The following is a 20,403-nucleotide window of genomic DNA, read 5'->3' on the forward strand; positions in this document are numbered from 1 at the left end:
AATTGCAGGCGCAGAATGAAGGAAATCCCGGCTTCACCGGCGGCCATCGCCGACCTCAACGGCCTTCTGGTGAGCATGCGGCCGAAGCTGCATCGCTATTGCGCGCGCATGACGGGCTCGGTGATCGACGGCGAGGACGTGTTGCAGGATGCCTTGATCAAGGCGGTGGAGTCGTTTGCCTCCGCCGGTCCGCTTCATCATCCCGAGGGCTGGCTGTTCCGGATCGCGCACAACACCGCGCTGGATTTCCTGCGCCGCCGCAACCGGAGCCAAGCGCTGCACTCGGGTGAGGAGGTAGACATGATCGCCGACCCGGTCGATGCCGTCACCAGCCGCCAGATCGCCGGCGCCAGCCTGCGTACCTTCATGCGGCTTCCGGTCGCGCAACGCTCCAGCGTGATCCTGATGGACGTGCTCGGCTGCTCGCTGCGGGAAGTCTGCGACGTGATGGATTTCAGCCTGCCCGCGGTCAAGGCGGCGCTGCATCGCGGGCGCGCGCAACTGCGCGAATTGGCCGATGCGCCGGACGATTCCGCGCCGGCGCAGATGTCGCAAGCCGACCGCGACCGGCTTGGCGCCTATGTCGCGCGCTTCAACGCGCGGGATTTCGATGCCATTCGCGCCATGATATCGGAAGACGTGCGGCTTGAACTCGTCAACAAGCTTCGCCTCGACGGCAAGGCCGAGGTGTCGCGCTATTTCGGCAATTATTCCAAGGTCACGGATTGGCATCTGGTGCCGGGATTGCTGGAAGGCCGGCCTGCGATCCTGGTGTTCGATCCGAACCAAATGGGCGCGCCGCCGAAATACTTCATGCTGTTGCAATGGTCGGCCGACAAGGTCGCGGCGATCCGCGACTTTCGTCACGCCGCTTACGTCATCGATGGCGCGGAGTACTCGATGTGAGCGCAGTGTTTGTCCGGGACCGCCGCGGTCGATTAGACCGCCCGGCGGCCGAGTTCGCCGCTGGCGCGCGCGATACGTTCGGCGGCGACCGAAGCGGCGCCGCTGCTGCGCGCAGGATCAGCCCGGCGCGGTTCATTGAAGGTCGGCATCTGTTCCTCATCATGGGCGCTCGGCCAAAAAAACAGCGCCAGCAACAGCCCAAGATTGACCAATGCGCCGACCGCGGTGCCGTGATGCTCGGGTCCAAGCGACAAGCTGGGGAATTTCCTCGCGACCACCATGTCGGCCATCAGGACCACGAACAAGCCGGGGATCACGCAGACCGGGTCCCATCCGATATCCCGCAAGCGCATCGCTTGCAGGGTCAAGGTGACCAACAGGAAGACGATGCCGACGATGATCGCCGGCCCCTGGATCATTTCGATCGACGGCGGGAGGCCGTTGGCGGCGGCGTCGAAGCTCTCGCGCGCCATTAGAAAGCAGATCCCGGTCATCACCACGGCGAGGCCCATGATGCTCAGGAAATACTGCAGCCGTCCAAGCCGCGCATTCAAGCCGAAGATGAAACCCAGCATCGCCCGATCCTTTTCGGCCCAATTACGCATGGATTCCTTTTGGATTGCTTTCCGCCGCCGTGAACCCTCCCGCTATCCCTCAGGTCATGGTTTCCGGCGGCTTACCCTGATGGCTTCGATTTGGCCGGTCGCTGTGGAACTATAATTCCTTGCCATTCGCGGCCACTGCGAATTATGGTGCATGGCTGGTTGGGGAATGGGCCGAAGGTTCTAGGGGGGAGTGGCGGTTCGCGCTTGCCGCCAGCGCGGGATTTCGCGCACAAAATGCGTCACCGCTCATACCATCGCGGCCAATAATAAACGCATGCCCAAACCTGGGCGGGGAACGCTCTTCCAACGGGGCAAGACCGAGCCATTGGTTCGGCCGGTGGGTGAGGTCAATTGTGAGGAGGGAACAGACGATGAAGACAGGTTTCTGGCTGGCGGGCGCGACGGCTCTGGCGCTGGCAGGCCCCGCGATGGCGGGCGATAGCATCAAGATCGGGTTCGTTTCGACCTTCAGCGGACCGACCGCGGTGATCGGCAACGACATGCGCAACTCGTTCGAGCTGGCGCTCGATCACATGGGGCGCAAGATGGCCGGCAAGCCGGTCGAGGTGATCTACGAAGACGATCAGCAGAAGCCGGATATCGGCAAGCAGAAGACCGAGAAGCTGGTGCAGTCCGACAAGGTCGACTTCATCGCCGGCTATATCTGGTCGAACGTGCTGCTGGCCTCGCTGAAGACCGCGGTCGACTCAGGCACCTTCCTGATCTCGGCCAACGCCGGACCGTCGCAGCTCGCCGGCGATCTGTGTTCGCCTTACGTGTTCTCGACCTCCTGGCAGAATGACCAGACCCCGGCGGCGATGGGGCTTTACATGAACCAGAAGGGCGTCAAGTCGGTGTTTTTGATCGGCCCGAACTATGCCGCCGGCAAGGACATGCTGGCCGGCGTCAAGAGCACGTTCAAGGGCGAGATCAAGGGCGAGGAATATACCGTGTGGCCGAGCCAGCTCGATTTCTCGGCCGAGCTCTCCAAGGCCAAGGCCTCGGGCGCGGAATCGATCTTCGTGTTCTATCCGGGCGCGGCCGGGGTCCAGTTCCTCAATCAATATGCCCAGGCCGGCATCAAGGCGCAGATCCCGCTTTATACCGCGTTCACCATCGACGAATTGTCGCTGCCGCTGCAGAAGGACAATGCGATCGGCGTTCCCGGCGCGCAGGAATGGGTCAACGACCTGCCCGGCGAGCAGAACAAGCGCTTCGTCGACGACTACCGCAAGAAATATCCCGGCCTGCGCCCGACCTATTATGGCGCGCAAGCCTATGACGCGGCGCAATTGATCGACAGCGCGGTGGTGGCGGCCGGTGGCGACACCAGCAAAAAGGACGTGATGAAGGCCGCGATGGAGAAGGCCGATTTCAAGTCGCTGCGCGGCCCGTTCAAATACGGCAACAACCACATCCCGGTGCAGAACTTCTATCTGCAGGATGTGGTGAAGGATGCCGACGGCGCGCTGTCGCTGAAAACCGTCGCCACCATCGTCAAGGACGCCCAGGACAGCTTCCACGACAAATGTCCGATGAAGTGATCTGGGCTTTGCCTTAGACCGGCGGCGGTGCTTTCGGTGCCGCCGCTGTTTTGTTGGCGGCACGTGTTTTGCTAGCAATTATCTCAGACCGTAGGATGGGTAGAGCGAAGCGAAACCCATCATTTCACGGAAAGCGGTTGATGGGTTTCGCTTCGCTCTACCCATCCTACTGATAACCCAGAGTAACCATGCTGCTTGTCGTCGAACAATTCCTGAACGGGTTGCAGTTCGGGCTGTTGCTGTTTCTGTTGGCGGCCGGATTGACCCTGGTGTTCGGCATCATGGACCTGGTCAATCTGGCGCACGGCTCGCTCTATATGATGGGCGCCTATTTCGCCGCGACCTTCGTCGCGTGGACCGGCAATTTCCTGCTTGGCATCGTATTGGCGCTCGGCGCCTCCCTGCTGCTCGGTATCGTGCTGGAGTTGGTGGCGCTGCGGCATCTCTATGGCCGCGATCATCTCGACCATGTGCTGGCGACGTTTGGGCTCATTCTTTTCTTCAATGACGCGGTGCGGCTGATCTGGGGCCCGGCGGGACTGGCGCTGCCGCTGCCGGCGTGGTTGACGGTGCCGGTGCAGATCGTGCCCGGCGTATTCTATCCGGCCTATCGGCTCGCGATTATCGTGGTCGCGCTGGCGGTCGCGTTGGGGCTTTATCTGGTGGTGATGAAAACCCGGGTCGGGATGCTGATCCGCGCCGGCGCCTCCAACCGCGAAATGATCGGCGCGCTCGGCATCAACATCAAGCTGCTCTACACGCTGGTGTTCGGGCTCGGGGCCGCGTTGGCCGGGCTCGCCGGGCTGATGCAGGCGCCGATCCTCACGGTGCAGATCGGCATGGGTGAGAACATCCTGATCCTTGCCTTCGTCATCATCGTGATCGGCGGTATTGGCTCCATTCGCGGCGCGTTCCTGGCGGCGATCTTCGTCGGCATGATCGATACGCTCGGCCGCGCCTTCCTGCCGGACCTGCTGCGAAAAATCCTGAGCTCGGCGGCGGCGTCGACCGCGGCGCCCGCATTGTCCTCGATGCTGATTTATTTGCTGATGGCGATCGTGCTGGTGATCCGCCCCGAGGGGCTGTTTCCGGCCAGCAAACGATGACCGCCTCGTTCAACGCCCGCAATGCCGTCGCAGCCCTGGTCGTCGCCGGGCTGGTGCTGCTGCCGCTGTATTCCTCGCTGAGCGGCAATATCTTCATCCTGACGCTGTTCACCCGCATCGTGATCTTCGCGCTGGCCGCTATCAGCCTCAACCTGATCATGGGCTATGGCGGCATGATGAGCTTTGGCCATGCCGCCTATCTCGGCATCGGCGGCTATGCGGTCGGCATTCTCGCCTTTGAGGGCATCGGCTCCGGATTTATCCAGTTTCCGGTGGCGCTGGCATCCTCGGCGCTGTTCGCGCTGGTGATCGGCGCGCTGTCGTTACGCACCCGCGGCGTCTATTTCATCATGATCACGCTGGCCTTCGCGCAGATGGCCTATTACGTCGCCTCGGGACTGGCGCGTTACGGCGGCGACGACGGCTTGACGATCTACAAGCGCAGCGATTTCGGCGGCCTGATCAACCTGTCGGGCAAGGTGCAATTCTATTATCTCTGCCTCTTTTGCCTGCTCGGCGGCATCTATTTGGTCTGGCGCATCGTCAACTCGCGCTTTGGCCTCGTGGTGCAGGGCCTGCGTTCCAACGAGGCGCGCATGCAGGCGATCGGCTTTCCGGCGACGCGCTACCGGCTGGTTTGTTTCGTGATCGCGGGCATGATGTGCGGGCTATCCGGTGCGCTTAACGCCAACAATACCGACTTCATCAGCCCGGCCGTGATGTACTGGACCCGCTCCGGCGATCTCATGGTGATGGTGATCCTTGGCGGCATGGGCTCGCTGTTCGGGCCCGTGATCGGCGCCATCGTCTATTTGCTGCTGGAAGAGTTTCTCTCGCAGCTCACGGAATATTGGGCGCTGGTGATGGGGCCGCTGCTGCTGCTGATCGTGCTGTTCGGGCGCGGCGGCATCATGGGCATGCTCGGGAGGTCCGGCCGTGACTGAGCCGCTGCTGCGCGTCGAGAATCTGGTGCGGACGTTCGGCGGGATCACCGCGACCGACAATCTGTCCTTGCAGGCGGCCGAGGGCGAGCTGCACGCGATCATCGGCCCCAATGGCGCCGGCAAGACCACGCTGATCACCCAATTGACCGGGCAGTTGCAGCCCAATTCCGGCAGCATTCATTTCGGTGGCCGCGATATCACGCGGCTGCCTGCTTATAAGCGCAGCGCGCTCGGGCTGGCGCGCTCGTTCCAGATCACCTCGCTGCTGAGGGATTTCACCGCGGCCGACAATGTCGCGCTGGCGGCGCAGGCCCATGACGGCCACTCGTTTTATTTCTGGGGCAACGCCCGCAAGGAAAAACATCTGCGCGAAGCGGCGCACGCGACGCTTTCCAGGGTCGGGCTCGAGCCACGCGCCGATGTGATCGTCTCCCGGTTGAGCCATGGCGAGCAGCGCCAGCTCGAACTCGCGGTCGCGCTCGCGACCAAGCCGCGATTGCTGCTGCTGGACGAGCCGATGGCCGGGCTTGGCGTTTCGGAATCCGCGCGCATGGTGGAGCTGCTGAAGGAGCTGCGGCGGGAAGTCACCATCATCCTGGTCGAACATGACATGGAAGCGGTGTTCGCGCTGGCCGATCGCATTTCAGTGCTGGTCTATGGCCGCGTTATCGCCTGCGACGTGCCGGCCGCGATCCGGACCAACGAGGATGTCAAGCGGGCCTATCTCGGCGAGCAGCATGCGGTGACCCGTCATGACTGACACCGAAACGACGCCGCTGCTCGAGGTCGCCGATATCGAGACCTGCTACGGCCTCAGCCAGGTGCTGTTCGGCATGTCGCTGTCGATTCGGTCGGGCGAGATGGTGGCCCTGATGGGCCGCAACGGCATGGGCAAGACCACCACCGTCCGCTCCATCATGGGGCTGACGCCGGCGCGCGCCGGGACGTTGAGATTTAGCGGGCGCGACGTCCGCAAGCTGCCCTCGTTCCGGATCGCGCAACTCGGCATCGGTCTGGTCCCCGAAGGGCGTCAGATCTTTCCCAATTTGACGGTGCGCGAGAATCTGGTCGCGGCCTCCCACAATCGGCTCGGCAGCTCCGATCCCTGGACCATCGAAAAGATCCACGCGATGTTTCCGCGGCTGGCCGAACGCGGCAACAACATGGGCGTCACGCTGTCCGGCGGCGAGCAGCAGATGCTGGCGATCGGCCGCGCGCTGATGACCAACCCGCGGCTATTGATCCTCGATGAGGCCACCGAAGGCCTCGCCCCCTTGATCCGCGACGAGATCTGGAATTGCCTGTCGATGCTGAAGGCCAAGGGCCAGTCGGTGCTGGTGATCGACAAGAATGTCGGCAATTTGGTTCGCATCGCCGACCGCCACTACATCATCGAGCGCGGCCGCGCCGTATGGAGCGGCACCTCGGCGCAGCTGATCGCCGAGCCCGATCTGCAGCACCGCTATCTCGGGATTTGAGGCCGAGATTCTTCCTTCTCCCCTTGTGGGAGAAGGTGGCGCGAAGCGCCGGATGAGGGGTAGCAACATAACGAGAGTGCGTGACCCCTCACCCCAGCCCTCTCCCACAAGGGGAGAGGGGGCGCGCTGCCGTTGTTGGCGGTGACCCTTTCCGAAACATAAGCCGAACTCTCAAGCATTGACTCGACCCAAATATCGGGATATCCCTGTATTAAAGTCGGAATATCCCGATATTGGAGCAGGCATGACCTCCGCATCTACGCCCGTCATCGGACCGAGCCGTTGCAACTGCGCCGCGCTGCGCAAGGCATCACGGCGGATGTCGCAATTCTATGATTCCGTGTTGGCCCCGTGCGGGCTGAAATCGACGCAATACGCCATGCTGACCGAAATCGCGCGGCAGGGGGCGGCGCCGCCGACGATCCGTGAACTGGCCGAAGTGCTGGTTATGGATCAGTCGACCATCGGGCAGAACCTGCGTCCGCTGGAGCGGGAAGGGCTGGTTGCGCTGGTGCAGGACGAGGCGGATCGCCGCAGCCGGCGTATCACCTTGACCAAAGTGGGTCGCTCGCGTTTCGCGGCGGCGGAGCCGCTCTGGCGCGTGGCGCAGGAGCGTTTCGAAGGCGGCTTTGGCAGGCGCGCTGCGGCGGACTTGCGAGCCGTGCTGGGGACGATCGCGCGCGATCCGTCGCTGGCCGACGCCGGCGAGGGTTCGCTGCGCTGACGACCATCAAGAATTGATCAGACGACCGTGCGCGCGTCGAAGCGGCGGCGTCATCCCGCTGTGAAAGGCCACCCATGAACAAGATCGTACGCAACGACCATCTTGGCCCGGCCAAGGCCGTGAAAGCTCCGCCGGCCCCGGCGCGACGGCGCGGCGATGCGTCGCCGCCGATGGTGCTCGCCATCGTCTGCGTCGGCATCTGCCTTGCCAATCTCGACCTCTTTATCGTCAATGTGGCGCTGCCCAATATCGGCCGTGACTTCAAGGACGCCTCGCTGGAAGATATGTCGTGGATCCTCAACGGCTACGCGATCGCTTATGCGGCGTTGCTGGTGTTCTTCGGCCGGCTGGCCGAGCGCTATCGCCGCGATCTCAGCTTTCTGCTCGGTGTCGGACTGTTCACCGCGGCCTCGGCAGCCTGTTCGGTGTCCTACAATGTCGAGACGCTGATCGCGTTTCGGGTGCTGCAGGCGGCCGGCGCGGCGTTGATGACGCCGACCTCGCTCGGACTATTGATGGCGGCGTTTCCGCCGGCGCGTCGCGGCGCCGCGGTGCGCAACTGGACCGCGATCGGCGGCCTCGCCGCGGCACTGGGCCCTGTCGTCGGCGGCCTGCTGGTGACGGTGAACTGGCGCTGGATCTTTTTGGTCAATGTCCCGATCGGAATCATCGCGATGCTGATCGGCTGGTGGAAATTGCCGCAAATTCCGGGCCATTCCGCGCCGCGGCCGAACCCGGGGGACGCTGCGCTCGTGACCGGCGGCATCGGCGCGCTGACATTTGCCATCGTCAAGGTGAACGATTGGGGATGGGGCTCGCCGGGCATTGCCGGCAGCGCCGTCGCGGCCGTCATCCTGCTGGCGCTGTTTGTGTGGCGCTGCTTCCGTTCACCCAATCCGTTCGTCGATCCCGCGCTGTTCCGCATCAAGCCATTCGCCGGCGCGGCTCTGGTGATGGCGCCGTATTCGGCCGCCTTCGGCGCGATGCTGTTGTCGGTGGCCCTGTGGGAACAGACCGCGTGGGGATGGTCGGCGCTGAAGACCGGGCTTGCCATCGCGCCCGGGCCGCTATTGGTCCCGATCACCTCGCTATTGCTGGCGGGGCGGCTGATCGCGCGCTTCGGCGCGGCGTCGGTGATCACCGCCGGAATCTTCTTCTTCATGCTGGGATTGGCGTTCTGGGCGACCATGATCGGACCGCAGCCGGAGACGCTGCTGGTTTCGATCGGCATGATCCCGATCGGCATCGGTGTCGGCCTGACGTTCCCGACCCTGATGGGCGTCGGCGTGGCGGGGCTGCCGTCATCCTCGTTCGCGACCGGCTCCGGCGCCATCAACATGATCCGGCAGGCCGCACTCGCGGTCGGCGTCGCGATCTTCGTGGCCATCATCGGCTCGCCGTCCTCGCTGATGGAGCGCGTCACGGCGTTTCACCGGGGATGGTGGATCATGGCCGGCGTGGCCGCGCTGGGGCTCGTTCCGAATTACATTTTCTTCCGGGCAAGGAAGTAGCGACCGCTTCGACGCGCCCGATCAAGCCTGCGGGCACGATGCTCAGACCCTTACAACGGCCGTTCCGGCCAGTCTGTCGTAGAACGGGTCTGTCTTCATGGCGATCTGCATGATCAGCACGATCGCCCATAGCCCCCCGAACACGGCGGCATACGCAAACCAACGAAAGAAATCGCCGGTGAACATGGCGTCCGCGCTGTGATTGGTGACGGCGTATTGATAGGCGAGAGCCGCAAACATCGGCACGAATCCGATCGCCATCGCCAGATAGCGGATCACCGCTTTATGGATTGGAACTTTGGACGTGTCGGGCCGGGTTGTATCGATAACCCTCAGTCCGAGGATGCGACCTCCCACGGTTCTTCCGGTTTTCCAGATCATGCCGACGAGATAGGCGAGAAGCGCCAATTGGACGAGCCAGTCGATGGCGGCGCCGCTGATCGGCGTTCCGTCCTTGTCCAGCATGTAGCCCTGAGAGACCGTCGTCGTCGCCGATGCCTCGTGCGTGGTACGGCCGACCGTGAGGGTCGCACCGTTCGGCATGCCAAAGAAGGAGAAACGGCAAACGCGCGCGAAATTCGAATCATGCGGCGGTGGTGGATTGAGAAATTCCGGAATCTTCTCGGCTGGTGCGCAGAACGAGTAAAGTCCGCTGTCCATTTGGACCATTCCCGCCGTCAGATTGAACAGCACGACAGCCAGGATCTGAAATGGGATCATCACCACAAGGCAGTCGATCAGCGTTGCCAGCCATCTCCGCCAACACCCGCCCCTCGGAAGATCGAGTGCCGCGTCTGACGGCGGAGCGCCGGTATCCATTTGATCCATCCTGTCCAGCCGAAATGCAGGCGGCCACGCCGGGCACGTTGCAGAAATCTCGCGGGGAAGACGCGGTAACTGTTTGAGTTATCCGGGACGGGGGTTAATTCTTTTATAAGTTGCATCTTTCAAGGATTTCAATTGTTTCCTGGCGAGGAAGCAGGGCTCGGGGTGGGGCGGCGATGCAATGGAACGAGGCGTCGCCAATTCAACTCAGCCCACCCCACCCCGGCTTACATTTCGCTGCGCTCCATGTGAGCCGACCCTCCCCCTCCAGGGGAGGGTGAAGGGACCGCCCCTTCAAAACATCTCGAAATATTCGCGCTGTTCCCATTCCGATACTTCGGCCTGGAAGCGCTCGATTTCGGCGTTCTTGATGTGGACGTAATAATCGACGAACTCCGCGCCGAATTTGTCGCGGAAGAACGGATCGTCGTTGAGCGCGAACACCGCTTCGCGCAGCGTCTTGGGCAGCAGCGCGGCCTTGGTTTCATAGGGCGCGTCCGCGGACGGTCCGGGGTCGAGTTTACGATCGACGCCGTCGAGGCCGGAGAGAATTTGCGAGGCCATATAGAGATACGGATTGGCCGCGGGCTCGCCGATGCGGTTCTCCAGCCGGGTGGCGGGATCGTCGCGGCCGCCGAGCATGCGGATCATTACGCCGCGATTATCGCGGCCCCAGATCGCGCGGTCCGGCGCCAGCGAGTAGGAACGATAGCGCTTGTAGCCGTTGATGGTCGGCGTCGTGAACACCGCCGAGGCGCGCGCGTGCTGCAACAGGCCGGCAAGATAATGCCGGCCGAACGCCGACAGCACTTCGCCGTCGGGCTCGCCGCCGCTCTTGGCCATGAAGGCGTTCTCGCCGCCCGCTCGCGTAACGATCGACTGATGCAAATGCCAGCCGGACGCAAACAGATTGGGCAATTTCGGCCGGCACATGAAGGTGGCGTGATAGCCGTGGCGGCGCGCGATCTGCTTCACGGCACTACGAAACAGCACCATGTTGTCGGCGGCCACAAGTCCGGTCGTCGGCCGGAAGGTGAATTCGCACTGGCTGGGGCCGAACTCGACCTCGATCGATCGCAACGGCAGATCGAGCGCCAGCACGTCGCGCCGGATGATTTCCAGCACCGGCTCCATCTGGTCGTAGCGCTGTTCGGTGAGATATTGATAGCCGTGCGACAGCAGGCTGACCGTTGGCGGCTCGCCCGGTTGTCCCGAATGCTCCGGCGACATCTTTTCATCTTCGAGCTTGAAGATGTGGAATTCGACCTCGAGCCCGGCGATGAAATCGTAGCCGCGGCTCCCAAGTTGATCGAGCACGGAGCGATAGAGATGGCGGGTCGCGAACGGCACTGGCCGTCCATCGGCAAAATGGATGTCGCACAACAGCCAGCCGGTTTCCGGCGCCCAGGGCAGCACCCGAAAGCTGGTGGGGTCGGCGATCATCAGCACGTCGGCCGCACCCTCCATCTCCCGCATGCCGAAGCCGCCTCCGGCGGTGAACACCGGAAACACCGTGCGGTGCGAGGTGTCCTTGGCCAGCATCGTCGTGGTGATGGAGCAGCCGCTTTCCAGCGAGGCCAGCGCTTCGCTCGCGACCAGCGTCTTGCCGCGCAAAATTCCGTGCTGATCGGGAAACGAGAGCCGGATGACTTCGAGCTTTTTCTCCTCGACGATGCTCCGCAGCCGGCGCGCGGCTTCTTTTTGCTCGGCCGACCACAGCCCGTGACGCTCGACAAAACTCAACGCGTTAACCCCCCGCTGTATCGCTCGCAATGACGCTGAGAAAACATCACTCGGCCGCCGACAAATGGCGCACCTTGTCGGCGATCTCCTGCGGCACCGGTGCGGCCCAAGGCGCGCCGCGGCGTCGTTTGACGTCGACTTCCATCCAGTAGGTTTCCCAGCCTCGCGTCGGTCCGATGCCGTCCATGGTGGCGGGGCCCTGGATGCTCCGCGCATGCGCGGCGTCGAGGAACATGAACGGCTTGGCGCCGCCCGCCACCGTCTCGATTTCCTGCCGCAGCAGGCGGCGATATTGCACGATCGCCTTGTCGGACGAACCGAGATGCTCGTTGGTGCGATCCTGGATCGCGCCCATCGATTCCACCGCCCATTGGTCATGCACGTTGATGTCGGCGCCCATGCCGGTATAGGTCGCGGTCGCCTGCTCATGCGGGTCGAAGCCGTAATCATTGGTCTTGTTCTTGCGCGATCGATAGTCCGGCAGCTCATAGAGTTCGAGGCGTTGCTCGCGCATCCTGTTCTTGTCGACCGGCGCCGCATAGCTGGTGAAGATCGCGTACCAGTAGCAATTCTCGTCATCGATCGGCACGTGCCACTGCGTGATCGTCATCTCCGTGCTCATCGGAATCACGAAACCATGCGGGAATAGCTGGTTGGTGACACGGACATGGGTGCGCTCGTCGTCGATCTCGCGCAGCGCAATCAGCCGCAGGCCATATTCGGTGTGCTCGACATTGATGATCGGGTTGTCGTATTCCCGCAGGATTTTCGTCATCGGCATATCGGTGCCGGCGGAGGCGCCGCGAAACTGCTTGCCGTAAGCGCCTGACGTATCCTCGTCCTCGAAGAAGCGGTGCAGGAACGAGGCGTGCGCCGGATCGATGCCCACTTCGAGCGCCTGCAGCCAGTTGCAATTGATGTGGCCCTTGAACGCGAAGGTATGGCTATCGGGCGCAACAAAACAGTCGATTTCGGGAAACGCCGGCGGTTCGCCTTCGCCCATATACGCCCAGAGGATCCCGCTCTTCTCGATCACAGGATAACCGCGCTGCTTGATGCCCTTGCACAGCGCCGAGTTCTTCGGCTCGGCGGGGGTCTGCAGGCATTGGCCTGACACGTCGAACAGCCAGCCATGAAACGCGCAGCGCAGGCCGCCATCTTCCAGCCGACCGAACGCCAAATCAGCGCCGCGATGCGCGCAATGGCGATCGATCAGGCCGTAGCGGCCGGCTTCATCGCGAAACAGCACCAGGTTCTCGCCCAGCAATTTGACGGGTTTCACCGGACGCTGCCCCTGCAACTCGTCGACCAATGCCGCCGGCTGCCAGTACATCCGCATCAATTTCCCGCACGGGTCATTCGCGCCGGTGCGGGTGATCAGGTCGTTCGCTTCCTGGCTCATCATGGCGAGGCTCTTTCGAAAGCAAAGGGGCAGATTTGTTCGTCTATTGAACTTATGGGCGATTTTAGCTTAGAATGCGTTTAAGGCAAGCGGATTTTCTGAGCACCCCTACGAGAGGCGAGACATGCCCAAGCTGAAGCGCAGCGACAGCGAGCAACGTGCCACCGACTTCGTCGAGAGTCTCGATCGCGGGCTGCGCCTGCTCCAGAAGTTCGGCGCCACCAGCGGACCGATGACCCTGAGCGATCTCGCGCGCGCCGCCGGTCTGCCGCGCGCCACCGCACGCCGCATTCTCTTCACCCTCGAACATTCCGGCTTTGTCGCGACCGACGGCAAGCTGTTCACGCTGACGCCGCATGTGCTGACGCTGGCCGCTTCCTATCTGCGGTCCAGCCAGGTGGTTACGGTGTTGCAGCCGGTGCTCGACCGGGTCGCGACATCGGCGCAGGAAATCAGTTCGCTGGCGGTGCTCGACGGCGAAGACGTGGTCTTCATCGCGCGCGGCAGTCCCGCGCGGGTGTTCTCCGCCGGCCTCGATATCGGCTATCGGCTGCCGGCCTTCTGCACGTCGGTCGGCCGCATCATGCTCGGCCAATGGGACGACGCCGAACTGGCCTCGCTTCTGCCGGCGATGCGGCGTGAGCCGATGACGCCGCATACCGCGACCGATCCGGCAGCGCTGCTCGCCACCATCATCGCCGACCGCGCGCAGGGCTATTCGCTGGTGGACCGTGAGGCCGAGCCGGGATTCCGCTCGATCTCGGTGCCGATCCGCCGCTACGACGGCACCATCATCGCCGCGATCAATATGGGCGCGCATGTCGATCGCGTCTCGACCGCTGAAATGATCGAGCGGTTTCTCCCGCTGTTGCGCGAAGGCGCGGAGAGCGTGAAGTCGATGCTGCTGTGAGCGGCTAGAGCGTGATGCGCGCTCCCCTCCCCCTTGCGGGGAGGGGTCGGGGGTGGGGGTCTCCAAGCACTGAGCTTGTGGCTACCCCCCACCCCGACCCTCCCCCGCAAGGGGGGAGGGAGAAGGCAGCGACAGGTCGGCGATGCAAGAATTAACTCGATCCAATCTCACCACGTTTCAGCTAGCGCCTGAGCGCCATCGCAATCGCTTCGAACTTGGCGACGATCTGCGGCGTCACGAAATAATGCAGCGTGCCCGCGACCGAGAGGCCGACGAGCAGCGTAGTGACGGTGTATTGGGTGACGAAAATCGTCAGCACGATCATGCCGACGCGGCGCCACGATGCGCGCGGCGGTCGGCTCGGGGCCTGTACCGTAAGCTCTTCTCCAAGCTCTTCTCCAAGCTCTTCTGCCTCAAGCGCACTCATCGTCGAACCCAGCCTTGAACCCGGCGATCTCTCGGGGTTTTGTCTGTTGGCTTAACGTTTCAGTAACACTAGCAAAGGGTGAATGGCCGCAACTATCGGCATCGAATTCAAGCCGTGGTTAACAACGGCGAGGGCGGATGGAAATCGGATTTGCTACCGGGCCTGGATGTAGATCAAGATACCACCACCGATCGCGATGGCGACCGCAAGTGCCGCGATGAGGATGGGCGCCTTGGAACGGCGGTGCCGATCTGCTTCGAAATAAAGAAATGCGAACAAGGTAGTGGGCGTCTGGACGGCCAACGCGGCCAGATACCGTGCGATCGAAATGCCGTTCTGATACAGACCAATTCTTGCGCCGAAATGAAATTCGTTCGGCGTTAGATAGTCATAGCAATACCAGGTCAGGACGGCCGTGATCGGCAGGCTGGACAACGCCGCGAAACGCGCCCGATCTCCGAATTCCCGTTGCATGATGCCGATGACCAGGATCTGAAAAGCCTGGACCGGGGCAAACGTGATCAAAGAAGCGATTGTGGCGATGACCCAAAGGGCCAGCGAGATGATCGCCATCAAGAGAATGTTGCTGTGCCAGCCGTGCCTAAAATCGTAGAGCAGTATTGCGCCGGTCCCCGCCACTTCGCGCGCTACCGCGATCAGTATCGCGATCCATGCCAGGCTCTTGGCGTAAGAGATCGCAACAGCTCGCATGCGCATCATTCGGCTCCAATTTCAGAGCCGGATTATCGTGCGCCCAGGACAAAGTTCGCAGCCGAGAAATTCAGGAGTTTTTGCGCAGGGGAGTTGCTTGCTATGACGCCGCGCTGCGCAGGCCGAAGGCGCGCGCGTCGTTGTGCAGCACCGGCGCCACCGCGTCGATCAGCCGCGACGCGGCGTCGTTGACGCTAAGGCCCGCGGTATCGACCACGGCGGAGGCGCGCGCGTAGAGCGGCTCGCGGCTGAGCAGGATGGTGCGCAGTTCCGCCATCGCCGAGCGATCGTCCGCCATCGGGCGCAGATCGCCCTGGCGGCGCACCCGCGCCATATGTTCTTCCGGTTCGGCCTTGAGCCAGATGGTGTAGAACGAGGACAGGATCTGCTCGAAGGTCAGCGGCTCCGAGACGATGCCGCCGCCGGTCGCCAGCACCATCAATTCCTTGCGCGCCAGCAATTGCCCGAGGGCTGCCTGCTCCATGCGCCTGAAACCTTCCTGGCCGTAGAGCGCGATGATCTCGGCGACCGACAGGCCGTTCTGTGCCTCGATCTCCTTGTTGAGCTCGACAAAGCTCCAGCCGATCTTCTTGGCCAGCATCCGGCCGAGCGTCGATTTGCCGGCGCCGCGCAGCCCGATCAAAGCGATGCCCGAAAACGACATCTGCCGCTGCGCCGCGGCGTGCTGGCCGGCGAGAATGTCCTTGGCCTGCGCGATCTGTTGCGGCGTGGCCTTGCGCAGGAGATCGCGCAGCACGGCCCAATCGGCGGCAGCCTCGGCGGACGGAATCAGATCTTCGAGGTGCGCGCCCATCGCGTTCGAGACCCGGCGCAACAGCACGATCGAGACGTTGCCCTTGCCGCTTTCGAGCTGGGCGATGTAGCGCTCGGAAATGCCGGAGACTTTTGCCAGCACCTTGCGCGACATGCCGCGCAGCGCCCGCATGGTGCGGACACGCTGGCCGAGTTGCTCGAGAAAGCCGGTTTCGGGGTCGGGATGTTCGCTCATGCGTTCGGAAACATAATGCCGATAAGGATTGACAGCAACAACATCTGATGGCTTTCTATGAATTATAATTCTTAAAAAGCTGGGGAGAAAGCGTCGTGGCACGCTTGGCCAATCGGAATGCGTCGGCCCGGAGCGCGGCATGAGCGAGTCGGGCTCCTACAACGCCGTCACTTACAACGCAGTAACTTGGCTGCTCGACCGTAACGTCGAAGAAGGCCGCGGCGCAAAGCTGGCTTTCACCGATACCGTGCGCGAGCTGACCTACGGCGAGTTGCAAACGCAAAGCCGTCGCGCCGCCAACATGCTGCGCCGTCTCGGCGTCCGCCGCGAAGAGCGGGTCGCCATGATCATGCTCGACACCACCGATTTTCCGATTGTGTTCCTCGGCGCGATCCGCGCCGGCGTGGTGCCGGTGCCGCTCAATACGCTACTGACCTCCGATCAATACGCCTACGTGCTGGCCGACTGCCGGGCGCGCGTGCTGTTCATCTCCGAAGCGCTGCTGCCGGTGGTGAGGGATATGCTGGGCCGGCTACCGGATCTCGAACACGTCGTCGTCTCCAGCGCGAACGCAGTCGTCGCCGGTGAGAACGCGCACGGCTACAAGCGATTGTCGGACGAGATCGCAGGCGAGAGCTCCTCATTCGCAACGGTTGCGACCCATGCCGATGAGCCGGCGTTCTGGCTGTACTCGTCGGGCTCGACCGGCATGCCCAAGGGCGTGCGGCATCTGCATGCGAGTCTGGCCGCGACCGCGGAGACCTATGCCAGGCAGGTGCTCGGCATTCGCGAGGACGACGTCGGATTGTCGGCGGCAAAATTGTTCTTCGCCTACGGCCTCGGTAACGCGCTGACCTTTCCGATGTCGGTCGGCGCCACCACGGTGCTCAATTCGGAGCGCCCGACACCCGCGGTGATGTTCGCGCTGATGAACAAATATCATCCGAGCATCTTCTTCGGCGTGCCGACGCTGTTTGCGGCGATGCTCAACGACGAGACGCTCAAGCACGAGGGCTGTGGCTCACGGCTGCGGGTCTGCACCTCAGCCGGCGAGGCGCTGCCGGAATCGGTCGGCAATAGCTGGAAGTCACGTTTTGGCGTCGACATTCTCGACGGCGTCGGCTCGACCGAGTTGTTGCACATCTTTTTGTCCAACGCGCCGGGCGACATCAGATACGGCTCGGCGGGGCGTCCGGTGCCCGGCTACAAGGTGCGGCTGGTCAACGAGGCTGGCACTGAGGTGCCCGACGGCGAGGTCGGCGAACTCCTGGTCGACGCGCCCTCCGCCGGCGAAGGCTATTGGAACCAGCGCAGCAAGAGCCGGCGTACCTTCGAGGGCCACTGGACCCGCACCGGCGACAAATACATTCGCGATGCCGACGGGCGCTACACGTTCTGCGGCCGCAGCGACGACATGTTCAAGGTGTCCGGCATCTGGGTCTCGCCGTTCGAGGTCGAGAGCGCGCTGATCACCCATCCCGCGGTGCTGGAAGCGGCCGTGGTGCCCGAGGCCGATCCGGAAGGCCTGCTGAAGCCGAAAGCGTTCGTCGTCTTGCGCGCCGATGCCAAAACCGATGGATTGCACGAGGCGCTCAAGGAGCACGTCAAGCAGAAGATCGGCCCCTGGAAATATCCGCGCTGGATCGACGTGGTCGATGCGCTGCCGAAGACGGCGACCGGGAAGATTCAAAGGTTCAAGCTGCGGGAAACGAACTAGTCGTCATGGCCGGGCACAGCCGTCTGAAGGACGGCGTCGCTTCCGCTCGCCTATGACCCGGCCATCCACGACTTGCTTGCCGCCATGCCGTGAAGACGTGGATGCCCGGGACAAGCCCGGGCATGACGACCGAGAGATCACATGACCACTCTAGCTCCCACCGGCTTTCTCACCATCGACGCGTCCGATCTTGAATACCGCCTGCTCGGGCCTGCGCCAGCCGACGCGCCGACCATCGTGATGCTGCATGAAGGGCTCGGGTCGGCCGGGCTGTGGGGCGACTTTCCGGAACAGCTCCAGGCCGCCACTGGCGCCGGAATCTTGCTCTATTCCCGTGCCGGCTATGGCGCCTCGACGCCGGCGCAACTGCCGCGGCCGCTCGACTACATGCAGCGCGAGGCGATCGACGTGTTGCCGAAGCTGCTCGATGCAATCGGCTACCGCCGCGGGCTCCTGCTTGGACATTCCGACGGCGCCTCGATCGCGGCGATCTATGCCGGCGCCCATCAGGATCATCGCGTGCAGGGCGTCGTGATGATCGCACCGCATTTCATCGTTGAGGATATTTCGGTGGCCTCGATCGCCGAGATCAAGACCGCCTATGAGACGTCCAACCTGAAAGAGAAGCTGGCGCGCTGGCACAAGGACGTCGACAATGCCTTCTATGGCTGGAACGACGCCTGGCTCGATCCGACATTCCGCGCCTGGGATATTTCGGAATATCTCGCCTACATCCGCGTCCCGGTCGCGATCGTGCAAGGCGCGGATGACCGCTACGGCACCATCCGCCAGATCGAGATCGCGCAGCAGGAATGCTACTGCCCGGTCGATGTGACGATGCTGCCGGAGGTCGGACATTCGCCGCATCGGGAAGCACTTGAGCCGACGCTCCAAGCCGTAACCGAATTCGCCATGGCCGCTCTACGTACCGACGGCCGCAGCGGAGCGGCGGCCTAGGCCTTTGGCCGACCAGCCGTTTCGGCCAATCATGAAACAAAATGCATGTTTCTGCGTTTTAAGCTAGACGATTCCAAAAACATGCACTATTGTGCATGTCAGGATAATCAATAACAGAGCTCAAGGGTGGCCCATGGCCGGTGAAGATCGCATTCTCGCAGGCGGCGCCAAGTACATCGATTTCCAGACCGATCCGTCGCGTTACCGGCATTGGAAGATCGCCGTCGATGGCGACGTCGCGACGCTGACGATGGATGTCGATGAGAATAGCGGGCTGTTCGAGGGCTATCAGCTCAAGCTGAATTCCTACGATCTCGGCGTCGACATCGAACTCGCCGACGCGGTGCAGCGGCTGCGGTTCGAGCATCCCGGCGTCAAGGTCGTGGTGGTGCGCTCGGGCAAGAACCGGGTGTTCTGCGCCGGCGCCAATATCCGCATGCTGGCGGGGGCGACCCACGCCCATAAAGTCAATTTCTGCAAATTCACCAACGAGACTCGCAACGGGCTGGAAGATTCCAGCGAGAATTCCGGGCAGCGCTTCATCACCGTGGTCAACGGCACCGCGGCCGGCGGCGGCTATGAGCTGGCGCTGGCGACCGATCACATCATCCTCGCCGACGATGGCGCCGCCGCGGTGTCGCTGCCTGAAGTGCCGCTGCTGGCGGTGCTGCCGGGCACCGGCGGGCTGACGCGGGTGGTCGACAAGCGCAAGGTGCGCCGCGACCATGCGGATTTCTTCTGCACCATCGAGGAAGGCATCAAGGGCAAGCGCGCGGTGCAGTGGCGGCTGGTCGACGAGATCGCGCCCACCAGCAGACTGGAAGCGAAAATCACCGAGCGCGCGACGCAATTCGCCGCGGCTTCGAAGCGTAATGGCAACGGCCGTGGCATCGTGCTGACCAAGCTCGAGCGCACCATCGACGACAGCGCGATCCGCTACGGCTTTGTCAGCGTCGACATCAATCGCGCCGAGCGCATCGCCACCATCTCGATCAAGGCGCCGGAAACGGCGCCGCCCGCCGATATCGACGGCATGATCGCGCAAGGCGCGTCGTTCTGGCCGTTGCAGGTCGCGCGCGAGCTGGACGATGCGATCCTGCATCTGCGCATCAACGAGCTTCAGACCGCGATGCTGCTGTTCAAGTCGCATGGCGAGCGCGCCAATGTCGCGGCCTGCGACGGCTTTCTCGAAGCCAACAAGGCGCATTGGCTGGTCAACGAGATCAGGCATTACTGGAAGCGCGTGCTCAAGCGCATCGACGTCACCTCGCGCACGCTGGTGACCCTGGTCGAGCCGGGCTCGTGCTTCGTCGGCACCTTGGCCGAATTGGTGTTCGCTGCCGACCGCTCCTACATGCTGATCGGCCAGAAACAGGGCGATAACCGCCAGCCGCCCGCCATCGAACTCACGGCGATGAATTTCGGCGCCTATCCGATGAGCCACGGCCTGACCCGGCTGCAATCGCGCTTTCAGGCCGATCCGGCCGATCTGGAACGCGCGCAGGCGGAAATCGGCAAGGCGATCGATGCCGAGGAAGCCGAGCAGCTCGGCCTCGTCACCTTCGCGCTCGACGACATCGACTGGGACGACGAGGTTCGGGTGTTTCTGGAGGAGCGCACCAGCTTTTCCCCGGACGGCCTCACCGGCATGGAAGCGAATTTGCGCTTCGTCGGGCCTGAGACCATGGAATCGAAAATCTTCTCGCGCCTGACGGCGTGGCAGAACTGGATCTTCCAGCGCCCCAACGCGGTCGGCGAAGACGGCGCGCTGCGCCGCTACGGCACCGGCCAAAAGGCGCAGTTCGATATGACGCGGATTTGAGAAAAGTTTGCAGCGTCATGGCCGGGCTTGACCCGGCCATCCACGTCTTTTCGCGCTCGAAG

19 protein-coding genes are annotated in these 20,403 nt (G+C 63.0%); 12 read left to right on the top strand and 7 right to left on the bottom strand.

Translation table 11 applies throughout. The features are described 5' to 3' along the window. The first annotated feature begins 15 nt into the window (after nucleotides 1-15). Nucleotides 16-906 carry a sigma-70 family RNA polymerase sigma factor gene (locus GSQ88_RS02625; protein ID WP_159005818.1) on the top strand — a complete coding sequence of 297 codons (891 nt, stop codon included), beginning with the start codon at nucleotides 16-18 and terminating at the stop codon, nucleotides 904-906. A gap of 32 nt (nucleotides 907-938) precedes the next feature. Here the strand turns inward: GSQ88_RS02625 and GSQ88_RS02630 are convergent, their stop codons facing one another. Beyond that, nucleotides 939-1,511 carry a DUF805 domain-containing protein gene (locus tag GSQ88_RS02630; protein WP_246735036.1) on the bottom strand — a complete coding sequence of 191 codons (573 nt, stop codon included), beginning with the start codon at nucleotides 1,509-1,511 and terminating at the stop codon, nucleotides 939-941. 371 nt (nucleotides 1,512-1,882) lie between these two features. Here GSQ88_RS02630 and GSQ88_RS02635 point away from each other — a divergent pair, with 371 nt between their 5' ends. The 7 genes from GSQ88_RS02635 (at nucleotide 1,883) to GSQ88_RS02665 (ending at nucleotide 8,818) form a co-directional block, all read left to right on the top strand. Beyond that, the gene (locus GSQ88_RS02635) at nucleotides 1,883-3,055 is read left to right on the top strand and encodes an ABC transporter substrate-binding protein (protein ID WP_159005819.1); all 1,173 of its coding nucleotides are present in this window, start codon (nucleotides 1,883-1,885) and stop codon (nucleotides 3,053-3,055) included. Between the two features lie 188 nt (nucleotides 3,056-3,243). Then, the gene (locus GSQ88_RS02640) at nucleotides 3,244-4,161 is read left to right on the top strand and encodes a branched-chain amino acid ABC transporter permease (RefSeq protein ID WP_159005820.1); all 918 of its coding nucleotides are present in this window, start codon (nucleotides 3,244-3,246) and stop codon (nucleotides 4,159-4,161) included. After that, entirely contained in the window at nucleotides 4,158-5,105 is a 948-nt protein-coding gene (locus tag GSQ88_RS02645; protein ID WP_159005821.1) for a branched-chain amino acid ABC transporter permease, read from the top strand. The genes GSQ88_RS02640 and GSQ88_RS02645 overlap by 4 nt, the downstream gene beginning before the upstream one ends. After that, nucleotides 5,098-5,865, top strand: coding sequence for an ABC transporter ATP-binding protein (locus GSQ88_RS02650; protein WP_159005822.1), 768 nt, complete (start codon nucleotides 5,098-5,100; stop codon nucleotides 5,863-5,865). Before GSQ88_RS02645 ends, GSQ88_RS02650 begins: the two co-directional genes overlap by 8 nt. After that, nucleotides 5,858-6,583: an ABC transporter ATP-binding protein gene (locus GSQ88_RS02655; protein ID WP_159005823.1), complete on the top strand. Its 726-nt coding sequence runs from the start codon at nucleotides 5,858-5,860 to the stop codon at nucleotides 6,581-6,583. Before GSQ88_RS02650 ends, GSQ88_RS02655 begins: the two co-directional genes overlap by 8 nt. Nucleotides 6,584-6,827: 244 nt before the next feature. After that, a complete protein-coding gene (locus GSQ88_RS02660; RefSeq protein WP_159005824.1) occupies nucleotides 6,828-7,307 on the top strand; it encodes a MarR family winged helix-turn-helix transcriptional regulator in 480 nt (159 codons plus the stop codon). 74 nt (nucleotides 7,308-7,381) lie between these two features. Then, nucleotides 7,382-8,818 carry an MFS transporter gene (locus tag GSQ88_RS02665; RefSeq protein ID WP_159005825.1) on the top strand — a complete coding sequence of 479 codons (1,437 nt, stop codon included), beginning with the start codon at nucleotides 7,382-7,384 and terminating at the stop codon, nucleotides 8,816-8,818. A 42-nt stretch (nucleotides 8,819-8,860) separates the two neighbouring features. Here GSQ88_RS02665 and GSQ88_RS02670 read toward each other — a convergent pair whose 3' ends face one another. The 3 genes from GSQ88_RS02670 to GSQ88_RS02680 form a co-directional block, all read right to left on the bottom strand. Next, complete coding sequence (locus tag GSQ88_RS02670) at nucleotides 8,861-9,637, bottom strand: RDD family protein (protein ID WP_159005826.1); 777 nt, start codon at nucleotides 9,635-9,637, stop codon at nucleotides 8,861-8,863. 300 nt (nucleotides 9,638-9,937) lie between these two features. Next, nucleotides 9,938-11,386, bottom strand: coding sequence for a glutamine synthetase family protein (locus GSQ88_RS02675; protein ID WP_159005827.1), 1,449 nt, complete (start codon nucleotides 11,384-11,386; stop codon nucleotides 9,938-9,940). Nucleotides 11,387-11,432: 46 nt separating this feature from the next. After that, nucleotides 11,433-12,791, bottom strand: coding sequence for an aromatic ring-hydroxylating dioxygenase subunit alpha (locus GSQ88_RS02680; RefSeq protein ID WP_159005828.1), 1,359 nt, complete (start codon nucleotides 12,789-12,791; stop codon nucleotides 11,433-11,435). Nucleotides 12,792-12,912: 121 nt separating this feature from the next. On the opposite strand from GSQ88_RS02680, the gene GSQ88_RS02685 reads away from it, so the two are divergent. Further along, nucleotides 12,913-13,698, top strand: a complete 786-nt coding sequence (locus GSQ88_RS02685; RefSeq protein ID WP_159005829.1) for an IclR family transcriptional regulator domain-containing protein — start codon at nucleotides 12,913-12,915, stop codon at nucleotides 13,696-13,698. Nucleotides 13,699-13,879: 181 nt separating this feature from the next. Here GSQ88_RS02685 and GSQ88_RS02690 read toward each other — a convergent pair whose 3' ends face one another. The 3 genes from GSQ88_RS02690 to GSQ88_RS02700 all read right to left on the bottom strand — a co-directional run bounded on the left by GSQ88_RS02690 (nucleotide 13,880) and on the right by GSQ88_RS02700 (nucleotide 15,845). Next, nucleotides 13,880-14,125: a hypothetical protein gene (locus GSQ88_RS02690; protein ID WP_159005830.1), complete on the bottom strand. Its 246-nt coding sequence runs from the start codon at nucleotides 14,123-14,125 to the stop codon at nucleotides 13,880-13,882. Nucleotides 14,126-14,278: 153 nt separating this feature from the next. Then, nucleotides 14,279-14,698, bottom strand: a complete 420-nt coding sequence (locus tag GSQ88_RS02695) for a hypothetical protein (RefSeq protein WP_210253730.1) — start codon at nucleotides 14,696-14,698, stop codon at nucleotides 14,279-14,281. Between the two features lie 238 nt (nucleotides 14,699-14,936). Further along, nucleotides 14,937-15,845, bottom strand: a complete 909-nt coding sequence (locus GSQ88_RS02700; RefSeq protein ID WP_159005832.1) for a helix-turn-helix transcriptional regulator — start codon at nucleotides 15,843-15,845, stop codon at nucleotides 14,937-14,939. A 139-nt stretch (nucleotides 15,846-15,984) separates the two neighbouring features. Here GSQ88_RS02700 and GSQ88_RS02705 point away from each other — a divergent pair, with 139 nt between their 5' ends. The 3 genes from GSQ88_RS02705 (at nucleotide 15,985) to boxC (ending at nucleotide 20,341) form a co-directional block, all read left to right on the top strand. Continuing rightward, nucleotides 15,985-17,562 (top strand): benzoate-CoA ligase family protein, encoded by a 1,578-nt coding sequence (locus GSQ88_RS02705; protein WP_159005833.1) that lies wholly within the window; start codon nucleotides 15,985-15,987, stop codon nucleotides 17,560-17,562. A gap of 141 nt (nucleotides 17,563-17,703) precedes the next feature. Then, nucleotides 17,704-18,519: an alpha/beta fold hydrolase gene (locus tag GSQ88_RS02710; RefSeq protein ID WP_159005834.1), complete on the top strand. Its 816-nt coding sequence runs from the start codon at nucleotides 17,704-17,706 to the stop codon at nucleotides 18,517-18,519. Nucleotides 18,520-18,652: 133 nt separating this feature from the next. Beyond that, on the top strand, nucleotides 18,653-20,341 hold the full coding sequence (gene boxC, locus GSQ88_RS02715; RefSeq protein ID WP_159005835.1) for a 2,3-epoxybenzoyl-CoA dihydrolase: 1,689 nt from the start codon (nucleotides 18,653-18,655) through the stop codon (nucleotides 20,339-20,341). Nucleotides 20,342-20,403: the final 62 nt, after the last annotated feature.

Source organism: Bradyrhizobium sp. S69 (assembly GCF_009766005.1).
Lineage (GTDB): Bacteria > Pseudomonadota > Alphaproteobacteria > Rhizobiales > Xanthobacteraceae > Bradyrhizobium.

Bases quoted from the DNA above. Each gene is read 5' to 3' on its own strand.
- GSQ88_RS02685 (WP_159005829.1), top strand. From the start codon at position 12,913: ATGCCCAAGCTGAAGCGCAGCGACAGCGAGCAACGTGCCACCGACTTC.
- GSQ88_RS02680 (WP_159005828.1), bottom strand. From the start codon at position 12,791: ATGATGAGCCAGGAAGCGAACGACCTGATCACCCGCACCGGCGCGAAT.
- GSQ88_RS02645 (WP_159005821.1), top strand. From the start codon at position 4,158: ATGACCGCCTCGTTCAACGCCCGCAATGCCGTCGCAGCCCTGGTCGTC.
- GSQ88_RS02690 (WP_159005830.1), bottom strand. From the start codon at position 14,125: ATGAGTGCGCTTGAGGCAGAAGAGCTTGGAGAAGAGCTTGGAGAAGAG.
- GSQ88_RS02700 (WP_159005832.1), bottom strand. From the start codon at position 15,845: ATGAGCGAACATCCCGACCCCGAAACCGGCTTTCTCGAGCAACTCGGC.
- GSQ88_RS02665 (WP_159005825.1), top strand. From the start codon at position 7,382: ATGAACAAGATCGTACGCAACGACCATCTTGGCCCGGCCAAGGCCGTG.
- GSQ88_RS02630 (WP_246735036.1), bottom strand. From the start codon at position 1,511: ATGCGTAATTGGGCCGAAAAGGATCGGGCGATGCTGGGTTTCATCTTC.
- GSQ88_RS02695 (WP_210253730.1), bottom strand. From the start codon at position 14,698: ATGGCGATCATCTCGCTGGCCCTTTGGGTCATCGCCACAATCGCTTCT.
- GSQ88_RS02635 (WP_159005819.1), top strand. From the start codon at position 1,883: ATGAAGACAGGTTTCTGGCTGGCGGGCGCGACGGCTCTGGCGCTGGCA.
- GSQ88_RS02710 (WP_159005834.1), top strand. From the start codon at position 17,704: ATGACCACTCTAGCTCCCACCGGCTTTCTCACCATCGACGCGTCCGAT.
- GSQ88_RS02625 (WP_159005818.1), top strand. From the start codon at position 16: ATGAAGGAAATCCCGGCTTCACCGGCGGCCATCGCCGACCTCAACGGC.
- boxC (WP_159005835.1), top strand. From the start codon at position 18,653: ATGGCCGGTGAAGATCGCATTCTCGCAGGCGGCGCCAAGTACATCGAT.
- GSQ88_RS02655 (WP_159005823.1), top strand. From the start codon at position 5,858: ATGACTGACACCGAAACGACGCCGCTGCTCGAGGTCGCCGATATCGAG.
- GSQ88_RS02640 (WP_159005820.1), top strand. From the start codon at position 3,244: ATGCTGCTTGTCGTCGAACAATTCCTGAACGGGTTGCAGTTCGGGCTG.
- GSQ88_RS02705 (WP_159005833.1), top strand. From the start codon at position 15,985: ATGAGCGAGTCGGGCTCCTACAACGCCGTCACTTACAACGCAGTAACT.
- GSQ88_RS02660 (WP_159005824.1), top strand. From the start codon at position 6,828: ATGACCTCCGCATCTACGCCCGTCATCGGACCGAGCCGTTGCAACTGC.
- GSQ88_RS02670 (WP_159005826.1), bottom strand. From the start codon at position 9,637: ATGGATACCGGCGCTCCGCCGTCAGACGCGGCACTCGATCTTCCGAGG.